Here is a 22,955-nt window from a genome sequence, read left to right as displayed (position 1 = left end):
AACCGCAGCCAGGGCAATGACGTCCTAAGATACGCCTCTGCCCCAAACGAGTTTCCAGTGCCACCATCCTATATCCGCCTCACCAATCGCTTAACCACCTTTGCTTGACAGGATCACAGCCAAGCCATATCCCCTGCGCCCTATTAGCACTCGGAAAGACCGATTGCTAAGCGCGCCGCTCGCCCCTCGCAAGAGGGAGAACGGCAGCGCCGCCCCCACTCACTTCCGCTGCTTATCGAAAAGCGAGCCTCCAAAGGGAAACGTCATGGCTAAGTCCAAATTTCGTCCGCTGCATGACCGTGTCGTGGTCAAACGTATCGACGCCGAGGAAAAGACCAAGGGCGGCATCATCATCCCCGACACCGCCAAGGAAAAGCCGTCCCAGGGCGAAGTCGTCGCCGTCGGGCCCGGCGGCCGTGACGAGGCGGGCAAGCTGATCCCGATCGACCTCAAGGTCGGCGACCGCGTGCTGTTCGGCAAGTGGTCGGGCACCGAGGTCAAGATCGACAACGAGGAGCTCCTGATCATGAAGGAGTCGGACATCATGGGCGTGATGGCCTAGAGCCATCCGTCTGAACGGCCGCTGAATATCTCATCGTCATGCCCGGGCAGAAGCGCGAAGCGCGTCTTCGCGCTAGATGACCCGGGCATCCATCATTCTTCGCAGTGAGATGGATTGCCGGGGCAAGCCCGGCAATGACGAACGGAGTGCGACAGACACATCACGGATTAAGAAGGATTGCAGACAATGGCTGCCAAGGACGTCAAGTTTTCCGGAGACGCGCGCGATCGCATGCTGCGCGGCGTCGACATTCTCGCCAACGCTGTCAAGGTGACGCTCGGCCCCAAGGGCCGCAACGTCGTCATCGAGAAGAGCTTCGGTGCGCCGCGCATCACCAAGGACGGCGTCACCGTCGCCAAGGAGATCGAGCTCGAGGACAAGTTCGAGAACATGGGCGCCCAGATGGTGCGTGAGGTCGCCTCCAAGACCAACGACCTCGCCGGCGACGGCACCACCACCGCGACCGTGCTGGCCCAGGCCATCGTGCGCGAAGGCGCCAAGGCGGTCGCCGCCGGCATGAATCCGATGGACCTCAAGCGCGGCATCGACACCGCGGTCCATGCCGTCGTCAAGGACATCGAGAAGCGCGCCAAGCCCGTCGCCGCCTCCTCCGAGGTCGCCCAGGTCGGCACCATCTCGGCCAACGGCGATTCGGCCATCGGCAAGATGATCGCGCAGGCGATGCAGAAGGTCGGCAACGAGGGCGTCATCACCGTCGAGGAAAACAAGTCGCTCGACACCGAAGTCGACATCGTCGAGGGCATGAAGTTCGATCGCGGCTATCTCAGCCCGTACTTCGTCACCAACCCCGAGAAGATGACCGCCGAGCTCGAGGACGCCTACATCCTCCTGCACGAGAAGAAGCTCTCCGGCCTGCAGGCCATGCTGCCGGTGCTCGAAGCCGTGGTGCAGTCGGGCAAGCCGCTCGTCATCATCGCCGAGGACGTCGAGGGCGAGGCGCTGGCGACCCTGGTCGTCAACCGCCTGCGTGGCGGCCTCAAGGTCGCCGCCGTCAAGGCGCCCGGCTTCGGTGACCGCCGCAAGGCCATGCTGGAAGACCTCGCCATCCTCACCGGTGGCCAGCTGATCTCCGAGGACCTCGGCATGAAGCTCGAGAACGTCACGGTGAAGATGCTCGGCCGCGCCGGCAAGGTCGTGATCGACAAGGAGAACACCACGATCGTCAAGGGCGCCGGCAAGAAGCCGGACATCGAGGCTCGCGTCGGCCAGATCAAGGCCCAGATCGAGGAGACCACCTCGGACTACGACCGTGAGAAGCTGCAGGAGCGCCTGGCCAAGCTCGCCGGCGGCGTCGCGGTGATCCGCGTCGGCGGCGCCACCGAGATCGAGGTCAAGGAGAAGAAGGACCGCGTCGAGGACGCGCTCAACGCCACCCGCGCCGCGGTGCAGGAAGGCATCGTCCCCGGCGGCGGCGTGACCTTGCTGCGCGCCAAGAAGGCGGTCGGCCGTCTCACCAACGCCAATGCCGACGTGCAGGCCGGCATCAATATCGTGCTGAAGGCGCTGGAAGCTCCGATCCGCCAGATCTCGGAGAATGCCGGCGTCGAGGGCTCGATCGTGGTCGGCAAGATCCTGGAAAACAAGTCCGAGACCTTCGGCTTCGACGCCCAGACCGAGGACTATGTCGACATGATCGAGAAAGGCATCATCGATCCCGCCAAGGTGGTGCGCACCGCGCTGCAGGACGCCTCCTCCGTGGCCGGCCTGCTGGTGACCACCGAAGCCATGGTCGCCGAGACGCCGAAGAAGGAAGCCGCGCCCGCCATGCCGGCCGGCGGCGGCATGGGCGGTTTCTAAAGCCCGTCCTTCCCGCGGATATGATTGCGAAGGCCGCCTCCGGGCGGCCTTCTTTTTTGCCCACCCTGGCCTGCGCTTCAACCGGCGGACAAAACCCACTACGGTGGCGCGCCGATTCTGATTTGAGGATTTCGTCAATGCGCGCGCTTTTTCCGACGGCTCTCTTGGCGAGCCTGCTCGTCATGTCTCCGGGACTCGTATCAGCCCAGATGAAGCTGTCGCCGAAGGCCGCGGCGCCCGGCGGCACCGAGACGCGCTATTTCACCTCGATCGACGGGCTGATGGACGGCAACGCCGACGTCATCCTGAAGGAGACGCGGCAGGGCAAGACGGTCACCGCGGCCGTGCTCGACGTTTGCTATCCCGTGGCGAAAAATTCCGATCGCAAGGACCGCTTCGTCGTCAATCTCCAGGTCTCCGGCCAGACCTTGACCGGCACGACCACGAGCCTCGGCGCCAAGGCGCCCGTCACGGTCAAGCTCACGCGCAAGCCCACCGGCGACACCTTTGAGTTCCGCGGCCAGATCGGCATCGGCCAGGCCGTGACCGAAGTGACCTCGCCCGACAATTCCGATCTCAGCGAGAAGGAGTTTCTGGACAACCAGACCACCGACGACGGCATCACGCCCCAGCCGAAGGACTTTACCGAAGTCTCGCCGGAGGCGATCGCGGTCAAGGTCAAGCTCGATGCCGCGACCGACTTCCTGAAGAGCCTCAAGGGCCAGGACGTCGAGGTGACGCTGGCAAGCCTGACGGTCGGCTGTGACGCGCTGCGCGCCGGCGAGCAGACCATCAACATGTCGGTCGATCCGGAGCGTGCGGCCGCGCTGCTGGCAAAATTCAAGACGATGCCGGGCGTCACCACCGCCGGCTGGACCGCGGGACTGGTGGAAATGGATCGCACCATCCGCATTGGCGCCGCCGACTGGCGCGAGGGCGACAAGATCAACCGCGACAAGCTCGCAGGCGCAATCGCCGGCGTGCTGAGCAAGACGCTGGCGGCCAAGCCGGTCTCGCAGAGCTTCAACGCCGCCACCGGCAAGCTCAAGCTGGTGTTCAAGCGACCGAATCAGGACTTCCCGGCTCTCGAGCTCACCGACACGATCGAGGTCTCAGCCCTTGTCTCCGCCGACAAGCCGGGGACATCGGACAAGCTGATCGTCTGGATCGGCAGCCCCTCGACCACGACATCAGACGAAAGCAGCGGCGCCAAGCTCAACCTCTCGGATGAAGCGACGGCCGATGAGGAAGGCGACCAGCCCGACGACAACGGCTCGATCGAAGCGCTCGCCAAGGAGCTGAAAGGCCAGCGCTGGGACGCAGACAAGTCGGTGTGGAAGTGACGCGCACACCAACTCTCGGTCATCGCCCGGCTTGACCGGGCGATCTAGTACTCCGAGACAGCCGTGTTGAATCGATAAGCCGCGGCGTACTGGGTACCCCGGTCAAGCCGGGGTACGACAGCGAACAACCTAATTCCCGTTCTCGCGAAACCGCAGCGTCTTCGGGCCGATCAGCGTGAGCATGTCGCCCTGGCGTTTCCAGGTTTCGACCGCGGCGAGCGCGGCGATGAGTTCGTCATCGGCCTGAGCTTTGGCCGGCGGACAGGAACGATCCTGGATCTGGCCGGGGACGAAGATCACGGTATTGCCGGCCACCGAGAACTGGCCCTTGCCGCCCTTGCACCAGAGCTCGAGCACCACCTCGCCATTGTCGCCGATCTCGATGTTCGGAATCCGCTTCGAGCCGGGCTGCGGCACGGCCTCCAGCGTCATCTCGGCGCCGAAGGGAAAGCCCTCTTCCGAATGTGCGCCGACGGACATCACAAGCAACGCAGCCGCACCACCCATTATCCGCTTCAACAACACCATAAGACCTCTCGACCACGCCGATTTGCCGGTCTTCTATAAGACGGCAAAGCCCTTGAGAAGGTAGGTCGGCGCTCGACGCAAAAATCCCCGCGGGTCGATCCCGCGGGGATTTTGCGTCGAAGCGGGGCCTCGCTGCTACTTCAGGACGAGCTCCGTGAACGGATAGACATAGGCTTGCAGCGTCACGAACACGCCGACGAGGCAGGCCAGCACGATCGAGTGCCAGAACACGAAGCGCAGGATGGTGCCTTCGTGCCCGTACCAGTTGGTCGCGGTGGAGGCGACGACGATCGATTGCGCGTCGATCATCTTGCCCATCACGCCGCCGGACGAGTTCGCCGCCGCCATCAGGATCGGCGAGAGGCCGAGCTGCTGCGAGGTGATCTTCTGGAGGTTGCCGAACAGGATGTTCGACGACGTATCCGATCCCGTCAGCGCCACGCCCAACCAGCCGAGCAGCGTGCCGAAGAAGGGATAGAGCACGCCGGTCGCGGCAAAGGCGAGACCCAGCGTCGCGTCGACGCCGGAGAGCCGCGTCAAGGTGCCGATCGCGAGCATCGCCGAGATCGTGATCAACGAGATCGCGCACAGCCTGATGGTGCGTCCGTATTCGACCAGCAGCCTGACAGGACCGACACCCATCAGGAAGCCTGAGATGATCGCCGCGATCAACATGCCGGTGCCGGTGAAGGACAGGTAGGTGAAGCCGAACACCGCCGCTTCCTTGGTCGGCGCAGGCGCGACCGGCGGCATCTTGTTGATCATCTGGTGCAGCTCGGGAACCGGATAGTTCCAGACGAAGATCCCGTTCGCCCAGGTCTTGAAGGCTCCGTTGCCCCAGATCAGCATCACGACGCAGACGATGATCCACGGCAGCAGCGCGCTGAACAGCTCGCCCTGGGTGAGCGGCGTCTTGTCGATCGGCTTGGCCGTCGCCATCGTCGCGGCCGATTCGTCATGTCCGCGCAGTGCCGGCGACAACCAGAGCTGCCTCGGCTGCCAGACCCTCAGGAACAGGATCAGCGCGCCCATCGAGATCAGCGAGGCGCCGATGTCGACGATCCAGGGATTGACGAAGTTCGAGATCACGAATTGCGGGACCGCAAACGACACGCCGGTGACGAGGATCGCCGGCCAGACGTCCTTCATGCCTCTCCAGCCCGCGAACGCCCACACCACCCAGAATGGCACGATCAGCGAGAACAGCGGCAATTGCCGTCCGACCATCGCGCCGAGGATGTAGGGGTCAAGCCCGGTGACCGAGGCGAGACCCTGGATCGGCGTGCCCAGCGCGCCGAAGGCGACCGGCGCGGTGTTGGCGATCAGCGAGAGGCCGGAGGCCGCAAGCGGCGAGAAGCCGAGACCGATCAGCACGGCACCGGTGATTGCCACCGGCGTACCGAAGCCCGAGGCGCCCTCGAAGAACGCGCCAAACGAAAATGCGATCAGCAGCAATTGCAGCCGCCGGTCCTCGGTGACGCCGCCGACCGCGCGCTTGAGCAGCTCGAAGCGACCGGTGGTCACCGTCACCTGGTAGAGGAAGATGACGTTGAGAACGATCCAGCCGATCGGGAAGAAGCCGGTCACGATGCCGAGGATCGAGGCGCGGATCGACATGTTCGCCGGCATCGTGAACACGAAGATCGTGATCAGGTTGGTCACGATCACGGCGATGATGGCTGCGATGTGAGCCTGAACGCGCCCGCTCGCGATCAGCACCAGCAGCGTGACGACGGGTACCGCCGCCGCGATCGTCGACAGCACGGGACTGTGCAACGGATCATAGATTTGATTCCACATGGTCTTCCTCCCCACGCTTGTGTACGGCAGGTGACCCGCGTGGACGGCCGGACCTGCTTGGCGCTGGAAGCGATAACCCCCGAGTTGGACGCGAATTCCTCGGATGAGCAGCGGTTCCCGCCTGCTCACAAGGTCGCGAAAATCTGGAGGCCCCCACCCCACACCGTTATGCCCATGCTAGGGTTGCAAGCTGCGGCTCGCCAACGCAAATTGCAGACCGTGCGACTTTAGTCTAAGTGCGCCGCTTTTCCGCTACGGCCAAGCCGCGTGGCTTCGGGGCCGCTGTGAATATCCCTCAGGAGATCTCGCTCTGTGAACAACATCCGCGCCACGCTCGCGATCGTCTGGCGAATCGCCATCCCCTATTTCCGATCGGAGGACAAATGGGCCGGTCGCGGCCTGCTTGCGGCAGTCGTCGCCATGGAGCTGGCACTCGTCGCGATCGACGTGCTGGTGAACCAGTGGCAGAACCGGTTCTACAGTGCGCTCCAGGCCAGCGACTGGGATGCCTTCATCACGCAGATCTGGATCTTCGTCGGCCTCGCCTCGCTCTATATCGCGCTCGCCGTCTACAAGCTCTATCTGAACCAATGGCTCCAGATCCGCTGGCGGCAATGGCTGACCCGGCATTATCTCGGCGAATGGCTGAGCGGCGCCACGCACTATCGCATGCAGCTCAAGGGCGATGCCGCCGACAACCCCGACCAGCGCATCACCGAAGACGTCAAGAACTTCGTCGAGCAAACCCTGACCATCGGCCTCGGCCTGCTCTCATCGATCGTCACGCTGTTCTCCTTCGTCATCATCCTCTGGGGTCTCTCCAACGCCGCGCCGCTGCATCTGTTCGGCAGCGACTACATGATCCCGGGCTATCTGTGCTGGGGTGCCTTGATCTACGCGATCTTCGGCACCGCCCTGACGCACTGGATCGGCGCACCGCTGGTCAACCTCAATTTCGAGCAGCAGCGCTTCGAGGCTGACTTCCGCTTCAATCTCGTTCGCGTCCGCGAAAACTCGGAGCAGATCGCACTGCTGAAGGGCGAAGGCGCCGAGCGCGGTCGCCTGCTGGACCGCTTCGGCTTCGTGATCGGCAATTGGTACGCGATCATGAGCCGGACCAAGCGCCTCACGATGTTCACGGCGAGCTATCAACAGGCCGCGGTGATCTTTCCCTACGTGCTGGTCGCACCGGCCTTCTTCGCCAAGAAGATCCAGCTCGGCGACATGATGCAGACCGCATCGGCGTTTTCGAGCGTGCAAGGTGCCCTGTCGTTCTTCGTCACAGCCTATCGGTCGCTGGCGGAATGGCGCTCGATCGTCGCGCGTCTCGACGGCTTCGAGATGTCGGTCAATTCGGCGGCGAACCTGCCGGCGCATGAGGCCACGATCGAACTCAAGGCGGCCGGCGGCGGCCGCAATATCGGCCTCGAGAAGCTCTGCGTGTATCTTCCCAACGGCACGCCACTGGTCGCAGCCGACGGCTTCGCCATCCAGACGCCAGAACGCGTGCTTGTGACCGGGCCGTCGGGCGCCGGCAAGTCGACACTGTTCCGGGCGATTGCCGGCATCTGGCCGTTCGGCACCGGCAGCATCGTCATCCCCGCCAAGGCGAAGCTGATGATGCTGCCGCAACGCCCCTATTTCCCGGTCGGCGCGCTCGGCGATGCCGTGATCTATCCGGCAGCGCCCGGCGCGTTCCAGGCAGCCCAGATCCGCGATGCGGTGGTATCGGTCGGCCTGCCCGACCTTGCCGATCGGCTCGGCGAGGACGGCCATTGGAACCGGATGCTGTCGCTCGGCGAGCAGCAACGCCTGGGGCTTGCGCGCGCGCTGCTGCATGCGCCGGACTATCTGTTCCTGGACGAGGCCACCGCCTCGCTCGACGAACCGTCGGAGGCCCGCCTCTACCGGCTGCTGACTGAGAAGCTGCCGCAGGCCACCATCGTCTCGATCGGCCATCGCTCGACGCTCGATGCCTTCCACACCCGCAAGGTGGCGATGGTGAAGGACGGCCCGATCCACGTGCTGGGCAAGGACAGTGCCCCCGCCGAACCGGAGCCGAGTGCGGCGCGCTGAGGGGGAGGCCCCAGCTCAGGACTCGTCATTGCGAGGAGCTCTTGCGACGAAGCAATCCAGACTGCCTCGGCGGAAAGATTCTGGATTGCTTCGCTGCGCTCGCAATGACGAAGCTTGTAGCGACCCGCCCGCTAAAGTGAATCTTCAGCTCCCAAAGCAAGAGGGCGGCAGGTTGGCCTGCCGCCCTCGAAAGTCCTCTCGGGATAAAGCTTACTTCAGGTTGGTCATCGCCGTCAGGTCGAAGGACAGCTTGGCGATACCGGCCGAGCCGCACCAGTTGGAGCCAGCGCCGCCCGGGTTGATCGGGGTGACGTTGGTGGTGCCGGTGGCGTTGAAGGCGCTGGTGAAGGCGTTGCAATCACCCTTGTTCAGGTCGGTGCCGGAGTAACGCAGGTCCAGCGTGAACACCTTGTAGGTGAAGCCGACGCCGACGTTCCAGGTGTTGTAGTCCTTGTAGGGGATACCGTTGGCAAAGACGGTGCCCGGACCGGTGCCGTAGAAGGCATCCGAGGTGCCGAACCACTGGCGGCCGAACTCACCCGACACATACATGCCGACGCCCGAGGCGCCGAACACCGTGCTCGGCGCGGTCCACTTCGCGGTCAACGACGCGTAGTTGCCCCAGGCACCCGAGTTCAGGAAGTTCGGCGAGTAGTACTCGTTCACGCCGACGGCCCAGTTGTCGTTGATGGTGTAGTTCATCTTGCCGTAGACTTCGAAGAAGCTGACGTCCTTCTTCATGACGTTGCCGTCGGCAAGGAAGATGGTCGTGGTGCTGGCGGGACAAACGTTGCCGCCGGGAATGCCGCCGGGAGCGACGTTGTCGGCGCAGCTTCCACCCGGATACAGATAGCCCCAGATGCCGACATCGAAGGCGAAGGCGCCGAAGGTCGGGCGGATACCGCCATAGACGTCGACTTCAGCCGCAGCGCGGTTGGCGAAGGAGATGCTCTCGGCCGACACGCCAGCGTACAGCTGCAGGTCCTTGGTGACGTTGTAGCGCGGCTCGAAATAGGCGGCGACCGAAGGCTGGTGGTTCGACTGGGTCACGCCACGGAAGATGTAGTCGCTCATGATCGCGCCACCGAAGGCGATATCCCAGGGATCGAACGCAGGCGCCGGAGGAGCCTTCAGGGCCTTCACAGGCATGTCCGCCGCGAAAGCCGACCCGGTCACCATTGCCAGCGCCGTTGCCAACAAAGTTACTTTCTTCATTTCGATCCCCATCACCAAGTTCTAAACCCCGGTCGAGCTCCGGAAGCCCCCCGGGGCACCCGACCTGATTGCAAATTTCATAACTGAGGCAATCTGGATGGTGGAACGCAAAGCGAGAAGCAAAAAACACAAGCATCTGCCGACTTTTTAGGCGTTCTGGCGATTCCACGAAATGTTGTCGGTGGGTGTTGCTTCTCGATCACATTATTTTCACGCCAAAGTGCACAAAGGTGCCCGGGATACTACGGAGACCCCGGCTCTGTGGCACGCACGCTACGAATCAGGTGACTCAAAAACGGGCAGCCTCCGGCAGCCTCTGACGCCGGCAAAAAGGCCGCAACGTCGCCGCTGCGGCCTTCCTGCTGTCGACCGGTCGACCGGGGGGAAGCCTGGTCCGGTGGACCTGGCCTTCGACCTTAACCCTGGCCTTCGGCCGGCGTTGATTCCGCAGAAGACGAAGGCATCGCCCAGCTTGTCTCAGCGGCAGGCTCGGGGGCCGGCGCGGCTACCGGGGCCGCCGGCTTCGGCGCGGGAGCTGCCTTCGCCTTCTTCGGTGCCGCTTTCGTTGCGGTCGTCTTGGCGGCCTTCTTCGGCGCCGCCTTCTTGGCAGCGGCCTTCTTCGCTGTCTTCTTCGGTGCAGCCTTCTTGGCCGATTTCTTCGCGGCCTTCTTGGCAGACTTCTTGGCCGCCTTCTTCTTCGTCGCCTTCTTCGCCGCTACAACCTTCTTGGCCTTTTTGGCCTTCTTGGCTTTCTTGCTTTTCTTCTTGCTCGCTTTCGCCATCGTGGTCCTCCTGTTGCCGCCGAACACTGGTCGATCGGGCGCCTTCAGCCGTCACATCGGGACGAAGGTTCAGCTCGACGCATTCAATGCCGGCCGCGACCCGCCCGTAGCCCAATCGAGAAGCTCAATCGTGTGTACGACCGGAACTGACGTGCCACCGGCAATCTGCACCATGCAGCCGATATTGCCTGCGGCAATCATGTCCGGCTTGACGCTTGCGATGTTGGCGACCTTGCGATCGCGCAACCTGCCCGCAAGCTCGGGCTGGAGAATGTTGTAAGTCCCCGCCGAACCGCAACACAAATGGCTCTCCGGCACATCTTTCACCACGAATCCATTCTTGGAAAGCAATTCTTTCGGAAGGCCCGTGATTTTCTGCCCGTGCTGCAACGAACATGCGGAGTGATAGGCGACGACGATGTTGTCCTGTTGCGTGCTCGGCGCGAGGCTGAGATCAGCGACATATTCGGTGATGTCTTTCGCAAGGGCGGACACCTTTGCCGCATCGGCTGCGAACACGGCGTCCTCGCGCAGCAGATAGCCGTAGTCCTTGATGACGGTGCCGCAGCCGGACGTCGTCACCAGGATGGCATCGAGCCCCTCGCCCGCGGCCTCCCTGTGCCACGCCGCGACATTGGCGCGGGCGCGCGCCAGCGCATCCTCGTCGTCTCCGAGGTGATGGGTGAGCGCGCCGCAGCATTGCTCGTCCTTGACCAGGACGACCTCGATGCCGTGGCGGGTCAGAAGGCTGATGGCAGCCTGGTTGATGCGCGGCGCCAGGACCTGCTGGGCACAGCCCTGGAGCAGCGCGACCCGGCCCCGCTTCTTGCCGAGCGCCGCGAACACGCTGCCAGGAGGAGCACCCGGCGACGGCAGCCGGCCGGGAGCCAACGCCAGCATCGCCTTGAGACGCTGGACCAGGCCTGGCGTGGCCGAAGGCCGTGGGGTCGGCAGGAAGACGGCAAGGGGCCGGGCGAGCTGTGCCAGCCGCATGCTGATGCGAAACCATCGCGGGTCCGGCAGGATGAAGGCCAGCAGGCGGCGCAACAGCCGCTCGGCGAGCGGGCGCTGATAGCGCTGCTCGATCCGGACCCGGGCCTGGTCGACGAGATGCATGTAGTTCACCCCGGACGGGCAGGTCGTCATACAAGCCAGGCACGACAGACAGCGATCGACATGCTTGACCACCTCCGGCGTCGGCGCCTGGTCCTTCTCCAGCATCTCCTTGATCAGATAGATGCGGCCGCGCGGGCTATCGAGCTCGTCGCCGAGCAGGACATAGGTCGGACAGGTCGCGGTGCAGAAGCCACAATGCACGCAGGCGCGCAGGATCTTGTCGGCTTCCGCGATGTCGGGGTCAGCAAGCTGGACGAGTGAGAATTCGGTCTTCATGCCGTAGCCCGCCTCAGGCGTCCCCGGTTCAGAATCGACTTCGGATCGAAGCTGGCGCGGACCCGTTCGCTCAGGGCGGCGACGCCCGGCGCTTGCGGGTGGAACACGTCGACGCCGCGCCTGACGTCCTCGGTTGCCCGGATCAGCGTGGCATGCCCGCCGATTGCACGCTGGCGCACGATTGGAGCATGCGCATCGGCTGTCGGCGGCAGCGCCGCCCAGATCAGCCCGCCGCCCCAGTCATAGATCACTTCGCCTCCGGTCTCGCGCGCCAATTGCGTGCCGAGCAGCGCCCCCGAGGCCGGCGGGCAGACGATCCGCCACACCGGCCAGGCGCCGAGCGCGCCGCTGGTAGCAAACGGCAGCACGTCGCGGATGGCGGCCCATAGCACTGACGAGGCGGCATCCTCGATCAGGGTCGCCGTGCCGAACGGCGCCAGCAGCTCGCGCAACGATCCGGCCCGGTGAGTGGCGGAGGCCGTGATGCCCTCGAGCCGCAGCGCGGTCACCGCCTCGCCTTGGCCGGCAATATCGCCGAGCTCGTCAGTCCTGGTCCGCAGCGCCGATTTCGGCAGATGCGCGGCACCGGAGACGTCGTAGGGGGAGCCGAGGGCCACGGTCATCGCCTTGTTCGCGGCAGCATCGTCGAGGCCGCGGAGCAGCAGCGTCCGCTCCGCTTCCGGCTTCGGCATCACCTTCAGCGTCACTTCGGTCATGACGGACAGCGTGCCCCAGGAGCCCGCGAGGAGCTTGCAGAGGTCATAGCCGGTGACGTTCTTCACCACCCTGCCGCCGGTCTTAAAACTGTCGCCGAACCCGGAGACGGCATGCGCCCCGAGGAGATGATCGCGCGCCCCGCCCGCCTTGATCCGGCGTGGGCCCGCAAGCCCTGCCGCGATCATGCCGCCGATGGTTCCTGAGACGGGCGTGCCGAGCAGCGACGCGGTGTCAACAGGCTCAAAGGCGAATTGCTGGTTCTTGGCGTCGATCAGCGACAGCACGTCCGCCAGCGGCGCACCGGCCTGGAGCGTGACGATCAATTCGTTCGGCTCGTAGGATGTGACTGCATTCAGCGCCGAGACGTCGAGCACGGCATTGGTCGCCATCGCGTGCCCGATACTGCGCTTACCGCCATGGCCGACAATCTCGAGCGGCTGCTCGTTGGCAATTGCCGCGCGCACCACCTCTTCGACGTCTTTGGCGTCTCTGACTTTGAGCGTATCCACGGGAGAAGGCGGTATCCAAGTTTAGAGCGGAAAGCAAATCTTGCGCATTGCAGCGACGATGAGCGCTAGAACCGCGGAATGTCCGGAAACGCCAGCTTGCCCGCGTGCACATGCATGCGGCCAAGCTCGGCACAGCGGTGCAGGGTCGGAAACACTTTTCCGGGATTGAGCAGGCCTTGCGCGTCGAAGGCGCATTTCAACCGTTGCTGCTGGTTGAGGTCGATCTCGGTGAACATGTCGCCCATGAGATCGCGCTTCTCGATGCCGACGCCGTGCTCGCCGGTGAGCACGCCGCCGAACTCGACGCAGGCGCGCAGGATGTCGGCGCCGAAGGCTTCGGCGCGCTCGATCTCACCGGGCTTGTTGGCATCGTAGAGGATCAGCGGATGCAGATTGCCGTCGCCGGCGTGGAACACGTTGGCGCAGCCGAGCTGGTATTTTTCGCCGAGCTCGCGGATGCGCGCCAGCGCCTTCGGCAGCGCGCCGCGCGGAATGGTACCGTCCATGCAGAGATAATCGGGCGAGATGCGGCCGACCGCGGGGAACGCGGCCTTGCGGCCGGCCCAGAACAGGTTGCGCTCGGCCTCAGAACTGGAGATCTGCAGTGTCACCGAGCCGCAGCCTCTTGCGATGGTCTCGACGCGCGTGATCAGCTCGTCGACCTCGATCTTGGGACCGTCGAGCTCGATGATCAGCAGCGCCTCCACATCCAGCGGATAGCCGGCATGGACGAAAGCCTCCGCGGCGTGGATCGCCGGCTTGTCCATCATCTCCATGCCACCGGGAATGATGCCGGCGCCGATGATGCGCGCCACGCATTCGCCGGCCGCCTCGACCTCGGCGAAGCCGACCATCAGCGCGCGCGCCGTCTCCGGCTTCTGCAGGATGCGCACGGTGATCTCGGTGATGACGCCGAGCAGGCCCTCCGAGCCGGTGATGACGCCCATCAGATCATAGCCGGAATTCTCGCACCCCTTGCCGCCGATGCGCAGGATCTCGCCGCTCATCAGGACGATCTCGCAACCGAGCACGTTGTTGGTGGTCATGCCGTATTTCAGGCAATGCACGCCGCCGGAATTTTCCGCGACATTGCCACCGATCGAGCAGGCGATCTGCGAGGACGGATCTGGCGCATAGTAGAAGCCGGCATGCGCGACGGCCTGACTGATGGCGAGATTGGTGACGCCCGGCTCGGTGACGACGACACGGTTGTCGAAATCGATCTCGCGGATGCGCTTGAACTTGCCGAGGCCGAGCAGCACGCCGTCCTCGAGCGGCAGCGCTCCGCCCGATAGCGACGTGCCCGAGCCGCGCGGCACCACCTTGATGCCATGGGCGGCACAATATTTCAGGACCAGCGAGACCTGCTCGGTCGTATCGGGCAGCACCACGACCATCGGCGGCTGCCGGTAGGCGGTCAGCCCGTCGGATTCATAGGCCCGCATCTCGGCAGGCGTATCGATCACGCCCTCGCCGGGCACGATTGCGCGCAAGGCGGCGACGATCTCGCTGCGGCGCGCCAGCACCGCCTGATCGCTCGCGGGCATCATGATGGCCATGTTGCAAAACCTTCGTCGGGCATTGGAATTTGTTCCGGCAAATCAATCATGTCTGCCCACGTTTGGGTAGGGTCCTCCGAAGGTCGCATTGCTTTGTCGCAGCGCAAGTTCTCTCTGAGGCAAGTCTGCTATCAGGAAACCTGTCAGGGTTTGGCGGCTTGTCCACGTGCACCGGACCTGCCAAAAACCACGATCCCCCCTCTGACCCCGGGAAGAGACGAAGAGCTATGAAAAAATTGACTTTCGGCGCGTTGGTTGCCCTTGCCATGACTGCCTCAGCCTCCACCGCGATGGCGCAGGATGTCGCGGCCGGCAAATCGTCGTTCAACAAGTGCCTGGCCTGCCACGCCATCGGCGAAGGCGCCAAGAACAAGGTCGGCCCCGAGCTCAACGGCCTCGACGGCCGCAAGTCCGGCACCGCGCCCGACTACAATTATTCCGATGCCAACAAGAATTCCGGCATCACCTGGAACGAGGCGCAGTTCAAGGAATACATCAAGGATCCGAAGGCCAAGATCCCCGGCACCAAGATGGCGTTCGCCGGCATCAAGAACGAAACCGAGATCAACAATCTCTGGTCCTTCATCTCCCAGTTCGACAAGGACGGAAAGGTCAAGCAGTAGGCGGACATACGGCGGCCGCTAATCGGCGGCCGCCTGCGCCGGGGCAATGCGACCGATCATCGTCTCGATCTCGGTCTTCACCAGATCCGGCACGGCATTCTGCACCATGTGGCCGAGATCGGGCAGCACGATCAGCTTTGCATTTGGCACCGTCGCGGCGAACGGGCGCGCGTGGACGTCGGTCCTCACCGTCTTGTCGGGCGCGCCTGCGATGATTGTGACGGGCACTCTGATCTCGCCGTAGCGCGGAGCCTGCGCGACCACCGATTCCTTGAGCGTCACCAGATCATAGGCATTGGCGATGAATTCGCGCGGCCGCAGCAATAGCGGCGTTGCGGACTCCTTCACGAATCCATCAGGCATCGTCTGCGGCAGGAAGACGTTGCGTGCGCCCGATTCGGTGACGAACAAGCCCAGCGGCAGCGTGATGGTGGAGGCGAGCAGCGGGCCGATGACAGGTGTTGCGATGATCTCGTTGTAGCGGCCGACGCCGCCGCGCCAGGGATGGGTCACCGGTGCCAGCATGACGAGACCGGCGACGCGGCTTGCATGATCGAGCGCCAGCCGCGCGCCCAGCGCACCGCTCCAGGAATGCGCGACGAAAACAGCGCGATCGATTCCGAGCTTGCCAAGCGCCTCGTCGATCATCCGCGCCTGAATCTGAGGCGTCGAATCCTGCCGTCGCGCACGCGTGCTCCAGCCGTGCCCGGGCCGGTCGATCAGGATGACGCGATGATCCCTGGCGAGCATGTCGCCGAGCGGTCGCCGCATCACTTCGAGATTGGAGCTTGCTCCGTGCAGCATGACGATCGGCAATCCCGCATCGCGCGGGCCGATGTCGACGACGTGCAGCGTTGCACCCTCGACCTCGATCATCCGGCCCTGCGGCGGAAAGGAGCGTTGCACGAGGACGATTCCGGCCTGCGTGACCAGCGCGAGCAGGGCCAGCGCCGCCACGGCTGATAAAACGATCATGAGGACAGTCCGGACGATCCTGGGCACATGGCAGTTACGAATGACGTGGACGGCAGTTTCGCGCGGGGAGGCTCAGGGCTTCCACCGGGAATGCTGCCCTGTGGATATGTGCATAATTGCCGAACTGAAAAATACAATAAAATCAATGCTGCAGCTGGATGACACACAAGCCTCCGACCAGCTTCATGCCGTCGTCATCGCGCCGTCCTTATAATCGCCACGGTCGGTTCCGCCATCTAGACGCGGATGGGCGCCGATCCCTCCTCGCATCCTCAGGGGATGCAGGAAAGACCGGCAGGATTGTCCTGGTTTGAACCGGAGGATTTTCGATGAGCTTCAGATCCAATGACACCGCAATCGACGAGATCGTCGCAAGCTGCAACGGCGATCTGCGCGGTGCGGTGCGGGCGCTGCTGCTCATCAACGAGCATCTCGAGACCGAACTCGCCAAGGCCTACGCTGCGGCGGCCGATCGCGGTTTCGCCGAGCGCGGCACCAACGTCCTGCACTGACCCAGGCTAGCCGGCGCCGTCCTCGGCCTTTTGCTCGTCTGGCGTGAGCACGGGACAGGCGCGGATGGTCGAGCGCGCAAGCTTGGCGTCGTCCTTGGATTTGTAGGGACCGTCGCCGAACCAGATGTCGCCGTAGATGACCGGATTGCTGGTCACGATGTTGCATTTGCCGGTGGCGCGATTGCCGACCACCCAGAACAGCCCGTTGGCAAGGCTGATCGTTCCCGACGCCAACAGCAAGCTACAAGCAAAGATCAAGCGCTTCATGGCTGTGCTCCCTGCCAAGCAGGTAAACCTGCGGCACCGCCGGCAATAGTGCTTGCGACACTGCGCTTGCGATCGTGGTTAATCTCCACGCGCCGCAACCGCTCGAAAGATGATCGAAATATCGGCTAGATGTCGCGGCCTTCGACCTTCTCGGTCAAGGCCTTCACCTGCTCAGGGATCTTCTCCAGGTGCGGATTGACGGCGAGCGCCTTGCGATAGGCCTCGAGCGCGCGCTTCTCGTCGCCGACCTCCTGCATGATCATGCCGAGGCCGGCCAGCGCGCCGAAATGACGGGGCTCGCGGGTCAGCACCTCGCGGATGTCGGCGAGCGAGCGGGCATAGTCGTTCTGCATGTAATAGAGCGTGGCGCGCCGGTTCCAGGCTTCGATGTAGTCGGGCCGGAGCTTGATGACGGAATCGAGCAGCTTGATCGCGACGTCGATCTTCTGCGCATCGACCGCCGCCTTGGCCCGCGTCATCAAGAGCGCGGCGGTGTCGCTCGGGGTCTGCAGCCAGATCGCCCAGATCCGCGCCTCGACATGCTTGGCACTGACCTCATCAGGGGCGGCCTTGAGCGCGCCGAACAGGAAATCGAGATTCTTGGTGCGGTCGGCCCTGGGCAGCTTGGCCGGCGCCTCGGGCAGCTTCTTCTGCTGCTTCGCCGGCGGGGCCGCATCATCCTGCGCCAGCGCCGGCGCGAGGCCGGCAGTTGCAAGCGCCAGGGCCAGGCATAGCGTGCGCGGGATAGGGAATCTCACGGTCATGGTGAAAGTCTAAACGCGCAAAGCCGCCCTTGCAAAGCAAAGGCGGCGTCAAACTCGCGTGAGACCGTGGTCTTGCGGGGGCGCGCGCAGGCCCTCGGCAGGGCTTCAGCTTTTTGGCAGATCAGCCCTGGCGAGCCTTGAAGCGGCGCTGCACCTTGTTGATCACATAGACCCGGCCCTTGCGGCGGACCAGGCGGTTGGCGCGATGGCGACCGCGCAGCGACTTCAGCGAGTTACGGACCTTCATGGCAGAATCCTGGACGTTCGAAAGGCCGTGTTCGGCACACCCGTTTCGGCACGCGCGAATGTGGCAAAATGAGATCTTTCCCGCTGGCGGACCGACCGCCCGGGACGGGGCGGTTCTTAAGGCATGGCGGGAGGTCATGTCAATGTTAACTGGCCGGTTCCCAACGACCAAATCGCGAAAACAACCCCATGCACAGTAGAAGCGGCCGGATCGGTCCGATTCTATCCAGCCGCGGCGAGACCCTGCAAAGATCTTCGCGGGCCGGCGATTTCCCCGCCGGCGACGCTTGCCAAATTCGTTATATTCTATAATCAATTTGGCAACCCGTCGGGAGGACACAAATGCCCAAGCTGAAGCTGCCTGATATCGACAAGGTCATCGCCATCGACATCCACACCCATGCCGAGGAGCCCTGCGGCACCCATCCCGACGACGGCTATGACGATTTCCAGGCGCAGATGGCGGAGTATTTCAAGTCGCCGCACAAGCATCCGCCGACCGTGCCGGAGACCGCGGCCTATTACCGCTCCAAGAACATCGCCGCGGTGATCTTCCCCGTCGACGCCGAGCGCGAGACCGGCTTCCGCCGCTACAAGAACGAGGAGATGCTGGAGATCGCCTCCGACCATCTCGACGTCCTCATCCCCTTCGTCTCGATCGATCCGCACAAGGGCAAGCTTGGCGTGCGCGAGGCACGCAAGCTGATCGAAGAGTACGGCGTGCGCGGCTTCAAATTCCACCCGACGATGCAGGGCTTCTACGCCAACGACCGCATGGCCTATCCGCTCTACGAAGAGATCAACAATGGCGGCGCGATCGCGCTGTTTCACACCGGCCAGACCGGCGTCGGCTCGGGCATGCCGGGCGGCATGGGCATGCGGCTGAAATATTCCAACCCGATGTACATGGACGACGTCGCGGCCGATTTCCCCGACCTCAAGATCATCCTCGCCCATCCCTCCTTCCCCTGGCAGGAAGAGGCGCTGTCGGTCGCGACCCACAAGCCGAACGTCTATATCGACCTGTCCGGCTGGTCGCCAAAGTACTTTCCGCCGATCCTGGTGCGCTACATCAACTCGATCCTGCAGGACAAGATGCTGTTCGGCTCGGACTGGCCCGTCATCACGCCGGACCGCTGGCTGTCGGATTTTGCCAAGATCGACATCCGCGACGACATCCGGCCGAAGGTGCTGAAGGCCAACGCGAGGAAGATTTTGGGGATCTAGAGGCGACTGTGTTGGCGCATGGAGGGCCTCGGTCGTCATTGATCGAAGCCCTCACGCTCATCGCAACAAGGATGCCCCAGGGTCTTTCGCCTGGCAATTCAGGACGTCGTTGGTTTTTCCCAAAGGATCGACACGCTCACCAACAGAACCCACAAAGGAAATACGAGCAAAGTCCAGTCGAGATAATAGCTGCCAATCATGAGCATCAGTGCAATGAGGTACCCTCCGATCGCAAGCCAGCGCGGGATCAGGCGGGTGAGAGCGCGATGGTCGATGTTGTGATCATGAAGACGCAAGCGGTTTTTACCAGGTAGATGTTTATCATTGCGTACGCCAGGCCGCGTCCGAGATGAAATGCTGCGGAATGCTCAAGCGCTTCGGGGCTCGCGCGAAATGCGATGATGATCGCACCAAAAACGGCCGCAGCGGCAAAAAGCATGGCCAGCAGCAGAAAAGCGCTTCCCAGGAACACCGTCGCAAAAAACTGGTCTTCCCGCGAACCAAGCTTGTCGCGAAGCACCCCCACGAACCAAAGAAAGGCTATTCCGGCGAACGGCACGAGGTTCATTGCCGGCGTGACATAGGTCAGACCGCCCCGAAGCCAAGCGCCGGATTCAAAGGGATCACCGGGGATCGAAAGCCGGAGCAGTCCGAACACCAGGATCAACAGCACCGAAAAGAGAATACCGGCGACCGCCGCGGCCCGCGGCGTTCGCAAGTGCGCGTGGGTGAGGCTGGCTTGGTTGGTATTCTCATGCTTCCACAAAGGCTTTGACCTCGCCTTTCTTCACCGCAGCCTTCAGTGCGGCATGGTCCCGCTCAGCCTGATCGGCGTAGTCAACCGCAAACCGGCTCACCGCCTGATCGAACTCGTCACTGGATGATCCAAGATAGCCGCTGATCGTTACCGATATCTCGCTGACCTTGGCATGCGCGCGCGCCAGCACCCATCCGCAGGCGGTCGCATAGACCTCCAGAAGGTGCGCGTCGAAGGTTTCGATCAAGGGTTTTATCTTGGCGTCGTGGAGCTGCCGCACGTAGAACTGGCGGTCGTGCGGCCCGGTGAGCCATCCAAGGAATATGTCCGACGCAGGCTGCATGAGGCGCTGCCCCATGACCACGCGCTGCCCGTGATGACGATAGGTACTCCGTCCAGCATACGGCTCCAGAACGGATTGCGCCGCTTCCTTTACTTGCAAGAACAGCGGACTGTTGGCTTCGGACATCAGGAGGACAATCCAGCATCGCCGGCCCACACTCCCGACGCCGACGACCTTGAGGGCCGCGTCAACCAGCCGGTAGCGATCGAACAGCTGACGCCGGTCATCGGACAGGGAATCCCGATAGGTGCTCAAGATGGATTCGAGCGTCGGAAGGAAATCAGGTGCGCGAGCCGCCTCTGGATGAAAGATGAGAGGAGGCTGTTCCGTGATGCGGATTTGCCCACCGACGCTGCCGGCGAGCTTGGGAAAATCCAGCTCCGATCCCCTATCTTTGGCGGCCTGATCAATCCGCCGCTGCAGCTGCTTCCTCGCACTCTTCGGCGCGATCTTCATCACGTCCTCAGCGCCGATGTTGGTGTACCAGACTGCGAGCGGATCCATTCCGGAAAATTCGCGCATGTGCTCGCGATAGCTGCGCGCAGCGGCGGCAGCACAATCGCGACCCTTGGCGTCGGATAGCCCGATCGATCGCGCGGCGAGCACAACCGAGGCAGCAAGACGTTTGACATCCCATTCCCATGGCGCCGGCGATGTCTCGTCGAAATCGTTGATGTCGAAGATGATGTGGCGCTCGGGAGTGGCAAAGCCTCCGAAATTCGCAAGGTGGCAGTCGCCGCAAGCCTGCACGTTCAGTCCGGTGCTGGGAGTTCGCGCGAGGTCCGCAGCCATGACGCCCGCGGAGCCACGATAGAACGCGAACGGCGATTGCAGCATCCGGCCATAGCGGATCGGCACCAGTTCCTGCACCCGACCGGCATCCGACTTGTGCAGCATCTCGATCGGGCTCGGCCGGTTCTTAGGCGGCTTCCAGCGGCCATGTTGCTCGCGCGGGACCTTGTCGCGAAGAGCTTTGCCTGCGGCGGAGCGATCGTCCGGAGAAACGATGTGAGCCGCCTTGCCTTCGACCGGCTTCGCCTTCTCGAATCTGCTGCTTGCACGATCCATTACAAGACCGGAAGTTGTGAACCGACATGTCTTGGATGTTTCAATGCGGAATCCCGAGAGCGTTGACTTGGATCAAGCAATCGGCCGTTCTGCCGCGTCAGCCTTGCCGTTCATCAGCCGAACAGGCGTGGCACGATGGCCGATGCGACAGAAGGAATGGGCAAGGTCAACGGGCGCACGGCGTGGCTGTCGTGGTTGCCGCCAACCCGATGGCTCGCAAATTATTCCGCGGCCTGGCTTCCATCCGACATCGTTGCCGGAATTACGCTCGCAGCCTACGCAATCCCGGTATCGCTTGCATATGCCGGGTTGGCCGGGCTGCCTCCGCAAGTCGGGATTTACGGCTACCTGCTGGGTGGGATCGGCTACGCGCTGTTCGGATCTTCACGCCAGCTCGCGATCGGGCCGACTTCGGCCATATCGCTGATGATCGCCGGCACGGTGGGCGCGATGGCTGCCGGCGATGCCGTCCGGTACGCGCAGATTGCAAGCCTCGCGGCCTTCACCGTAGCTGCACTCAGTTTGCTGGCCTGGCTGCTGCGATTGAGTGCGCTGGTCAAGTTGATCAGCGACAGCATCCTCGTCGGATTCAAGGCCGGTGCCGGGCTGACCATCGCAATGACGCAGTTGCCAAGCCTGTTCGGCGTCAGTGGAGGCGGTCACAACTTCTTCGAACGAGTTTATCTGTTTATCTCGCAACTTGGTCAGAGCCAGCCGTTGATCCTTCTCGTTGGGGTCGTGGCCCTCGCTCTGCTAATCGCGGGCGAACGTCTGCTGCCGGGGCGCCCGGTCGCGCTAGGCGTCGTCGTGCTGGCCATCGTTGCGGCGACTGTGTTCGGCCTGCCGGCGCTCGGCGTTCCCGTGACAGGCAAGATCCCCTCGGGTCTGCCGAGCCTCGCCGCGCCAGCCCTGCGGATACGAGACGTCGAAGGCATCGTGCCGCTCGCGGGAGGGTGTCTGTTGCTCGCCTACATCGAGGGCGTATCCGCCGCACGAACGCTCGCGGCCAAGCATGGCTACGCCATCGATGCACGTCAGGAGCTTCTCGGCATCGGGGCCGCCAATCTCGCCGCAGCTCTTGGGCAGGGCTACCCTGTCGCCGGCGGATTGTCGCAGTCGGCCGTCAACGACAAGGCGGGCGCGCGCTCTGCCCTGGCGCTCGTCTTCGCCTCGATCACGCTGGCCTTGTGCCTGCTTTTTCTCACGGGGGCGCTTGAAAATCTTCCGAAGGCTGTTCTCGCTGCAGTCGTCCTCACAGCAGTGTATGGACTCCTGGACTTCCCGGCGATGCTCCGCATGTGGCATGTCAGCCGGCTTGATTTTCTGGCGGCGACGATCGCGCTGCTCGCCGTGCTGTGGCTGGGAATTCTGCACGGCATCCTGCTGGCGGCTTTGGCTTCCATCCTGTTGCTGCTCGCACGTGCGTCCCAGCCCCACGTCGCCTTCCTCGGAAGGATTCCGGGAACTGAGCAATTTTCCGACATGGAGCGTCATCCTGACAACGAGCCCGTGCCCGGCGTGATCGTGTTTCGGCCGGAGGCCTCACTGATCTATCCCAACGCCGACGCCGTGCTGGAAGCGGTCCTGACCCGCGTTCAGTCCATCCCCGGCCCGATCCGTCTGGTGGTCTGCGATCTGTCGGCTTCGCCCTTCATCGATCTCGCGGGCTCACGGATGTTGCGCGACCTGGCAGCTGAACTCTCCAGCCGCAGCATCACACTGCGGATCGTAGGCGCCCACGGAAGGGTGCGTGATCTCCTGCGCGCCGACGGCCTCGAGGACAAGGTCGGAGGGATCGACCGCACCGCTACAGTCGAGAAGGTGCTCCTCGTCTCATTGAGACAGACAGGCTGAGTTCTCGGCCAAAGGAGC

General features: G+C 63.5%; 21 protein-coding genes. 8 read left to right on the top strand and 13 right to left on the bottom strand.

Annotated features, from left to right (window positions below):
* Positions 1 to 265 precede the first annotated feature (265 nt).
* The 3 genes from groES (at position 266) to HYH07_RS10735 (ending at position 3,723) form a co-directional block, all read left to right on the top strand.
* A complete protein-coding gene (gene groES, locus HYH07_RS10745; protein WP_014491914.1) occupies positions 266 to 562 on the top strand; it encodes a co-chaperone GroES in 297 nt (98 codons plus the stop codon).
* A 186-nt stretch (positions 563 to 748) separates the two neighbouring features.
* Complete coding sequence (groL, locus tag HYH07_RS10740) at positions 749 to 2,380, top strand: chaperonin GroEL (RefSeq protein WP_057741796.1); 1,632 nt, start codon at positions 749 to 751, stop codon at positions 2,378 to 2,380.
* 137 nt (positions 2,381 to 2,517) lie between these two features.
* The gene (locus tag HYH07_RS10735; RefSeq protein ID WP_220002460.1) at positions 2,518 to 3,723 is read left to right on the top strand and encodes a hypothetical protein; all 1,206 of its coding nucleotides are present in this window, start codon (positions 2,518 to 2,520) and stop codon (positions 3,721 to 3,723) included.
* Positions 3,724 to 3,852: 129 nt separating this feature from the next.
* Here HYH07_RS10735 and HYH07_RS10730 read toward each other — a convergent pair whose 3' ends face one another.
* Both HYH07_RS10730 and HYH07_RS10725 read right to left on the bottom strand, forming a co-directional pair.
* Positions 3,853 to 4,251, bottom strand: a complete 399-nt coding sequence (locus tag HYH07_RS10730) for an META domain-containing protein (RefSeq protein WP_220002459.1) — start codon at positions 4,249 to 4,251, stop codon at positions 3,853 to 3,855.
* Positions 4,252 to 4,386: 135 nt separating this feature from the next.
* On the bottom strand, positions 4,387 to 6,051 hold the full coding sequence (locus HYH07_RS10725) for an L-lactate permease (protein WP_220002458.1): 1,665 nt from the start codon (positions 6,049 to 6,051) through the stop codon (positions 4,387 to 4,389).
* 312 nt (positions 6,052 to 6,363) lie between these two features.
* Here HYH07_RS10725 and HYH07_RS10720 point away from each other — a divergent pair, with 312 nt between their 5' ends.
* Positions 6,364 to 8,127 carry an ABC transporter ATP-binding protein/permease gene (locus tag HYH07_RS10720; protein ID WP_220002457.1) on the top strand — a complete coding sequence of 588 codons (1,764 nt, stop codon included), beginning with the start codon at positions 6,364 to 6,366 and terminating at the stop codon, positions 8,125 to 8,127.
* Between the two features lie 210 nt (positions 8,128 to 8,337).
* On the opposite strand, the gene HYH07_RS10715 is transcribed toward HYH07_RS10720, so the two are convergent.
* From HYH07_RS10715 to HYH07_RS10695, 5 genes are all read right to left on the bottom strand, one after another.
* Positions 8,338 to 9,342: a TorF family putative porin gene (locus HYH07_RS10715; protein WP_220002456.1), complete on the bottom strand. Its 1,005-nt coding sequence runs from the start codon at positions 9,340 to 9,342 to the stop codon at positions 8,338 to 8,340.
* A gap of 416 nt (positions 9,343 to 9,758) precedes the next feature.
* Positions 9,759 to 10,124 (bottom strand): hypothetical protein, encoded by a 366-nt coding sequence (locus HYH07_RS10710; protein WP_057741813.1) that lies wholly within the window; start codon positions 10,122 to 10,124, stop codon positions 9,759 to 9,761.
* Between the two features lie 69 nt (positions 10,125 to 10,193).
* Positions 10,194 to 11,516 carry a glycolate oxidase subunit GlcF gene (gene glcF, locus HYH07_RS10705; protein ID WP_220002455.1) on the bottom strand — a complete coding sequence of 441 codons (1,323 nt, stop codon included), beginning with the start codon at positions 11,514 to 11,516 and terminating at the stop codon, positions 10,194 to 10,196.
* Positions 11,513 to 12,742 carry an FAD-binding protein gene (locus tag HYH07_RS10700; protein WP_220002454.1) on the bottom strand — a complete coding sequence of 410 codons (1,230 nt, stop codon included), beginning with the start codon at positions 12,740 to 12,742 and terminating at the stop codon, positions 11,513 to 11,515. The genes glcF and HYH07_RS10700 overlap by 4 nt, the downstream gene beginning before the upstream one ends.
* Positions 12,743 to 12,807: 65 nt before the next feature.
* The gene (locus HYH07_RS10695; RefSeq protein ID WP_220002453.1) at positions 12,808 to 14,301 is read right to left on the bottom strand and encodes an FAD-linked oxidase C-terminal domain-containing protein; all 1,494 of its coding nucleotides are present in this window, start codon (positions 14,299 to 14,301) and stop codon (positions 12,808 to 12,810) included.
* Between the two features lie 227 nt (positions 14,302 to 14,528).
* On the opposite strand from HYH07_RS10695, the gene cycA reads away from it, so the two are divergent.
* Positions 14,529 to 14,924: a cytochrome c-550 CycA gene (gene cycA / locus HYH07_RS10690; RefSeq protein WP_057741831.1), complete on the top strand. Its 396-nt coding sequence runs from the start codon at positions 14,529 to 14,531 to the stop codon at positions 14,922 to 14,924.
* An 18-nt stretch (positions 14,925 to 14,942) separates the two neighbouring features.
* Here the strand turns inward: cycA and HYH07_RS10685 are convergent, their stop codons facing one another.
* Entirely contained in the window at positions 14,943 to 15,899 is a 957-nt protein-coding gene (locus tag HYH07_RS10685) for an alpha/beta fold hydrolase (RefSeq protein ID WP_220002452.1), read from the bottom strand.
* 329 nt (positions 15,900 to 16,228) lie between these two features.
* Here HYH07_RS10685 and HYH07_RS10680 point away from each other — a divergent pair, with 329 nt between their 5' ends.
* Positions 16,229 to 16,411, top strand: a complete 183-nt coding sequence (locus HYH07_RS10680; RefSeq protein WP_057741840.1) for a hypothetical protein — start codon at positions 16,229 to 16,231, stop codon at positions 16,409 to 16,411.
* A gap of 6 nt (positions 16,412 to 16,417) precedes the next feature.
* Here the strand turns inward: HYH07_RS10680 and HYH07_RS10675 are convergent, their stop codons facing one another.
* The 3 genes from HYH07_RS10675 to ykgO form a co-directional block, all read right to left on the bottom strand.
* Entirely contained in the window at positions 16,418 to 16,678 is a 261-nt protein-coding gene (locus HYH07_RS10675; protein WP_220002451.1) for a hypothetical protein, read from the bottom strand.
* 125 nt (positions 16,679 to 16,803) lie between these two features.
* Positions 16,804 to 17,442: a tetratricopeptide repeat protein gene (locus HYH07_RS10670; RefSeq protein WP_220002450.1), complete on the bottom strand. Its 639-nt coding sequence runs from the start codon at positions 17,440 to 17,442 to the stop codon at positions 16,804 to 16,806.
* Between the two features lie 121 nt (positions 17,443 to 17,563).
* Positions 17,564 to 17,689 (bottom strand): type B 50S ribosomal protein L36, encoded by a 126-nt coding sequence (gene ykgO / locus HYH07_RS10665; protein WP_006611362.1) that lies wholly within the window; start codon positions 17,687 to 17,689, stop codon positions 17,564 to 17,566.
* Between the two features lie 341 nt (positions 17,690 to 18,030).
* Between ykgO and HYH07_RS10660 the strand changes: the two genes are divergently transcribed.
* Positions 18,031 to 18,915: an amidohydrolase family protein gene (locus HYH07_RS10660; protein WP_220002449.1), complete on the top strand. Its 885-nt coding sequence runs from the start codon at positions 18,031 to 18,033 to the stop codon at positions 18,913 to 18,915.
* Positions 18,916 to 19,162: 247 nt separating this feature from the next.
* On the opposite strand, the gene HYH07_RS10655 is transcribed toward HYH07_RS10660, so the two are convergent.
* Positions 19,163 to 19,681, bottom strand: a complete 519-nt coding sequence (locus HYH07_RS10655) for a hypothetical protein (RefSeq protein ID WP_228749371.1) — start codon at positions 19,679 to 19,681, stop codon at positions 19,163 to 19,165.
* On the bottom strand, positions 19,668 to 21,083 hold the full coding sequence (locus HYH07_RS10650) for a DUF2252 domain-containing protein (protein ID WP_220002448.1): 1,416 nt from the start codon (positions 21,081 to 21,083) through the stop codon (positions 19,668 to 19,670). The genes HYH07_RS10655 and HYH07_RS10650 overlap by 14 nt, the downstream gene beginning before the upstream one ends.
* 135 nt (positions 21,084 to 21,218) lie before the next feature.
* On the opposite strand from HYH07_RS10650, the gene HYH07_RS10645 reads away from it, so the two are divergent.
* Positions 21,219 to 22,937, top strand: coding sequence for a SulP family inorganic anion transporter (locus HYH07_RS10645; RefSeq protein ID WP_220002447.1), 1,719 nt, complete (start codon positions 21,219 to 21,221; stop codon positions 22,935 to 22,937).
* The last annotated feature ends 18 nt before the right edge of the window (positions 22,938 to 22,955 follow it).

Origin of the sequence: Bradyrhizobium sp. BR 10261, assembly GCF_019455395.1 — a bacterium.
In the GTDB taxonomy this organism is placed as follows: Bacteria; Pseudomonadota; Alphaproteobacteria; order Rhizobiales; family Xanthobacteraceae; genus Bradyrhizobium; species Bradyrhizobium manausense.
The sequence above is the reverse complement of the archived record's forward strand: the minus strand, read 5'-3'. Positions and strand labels throughout refer to the sequence as shown.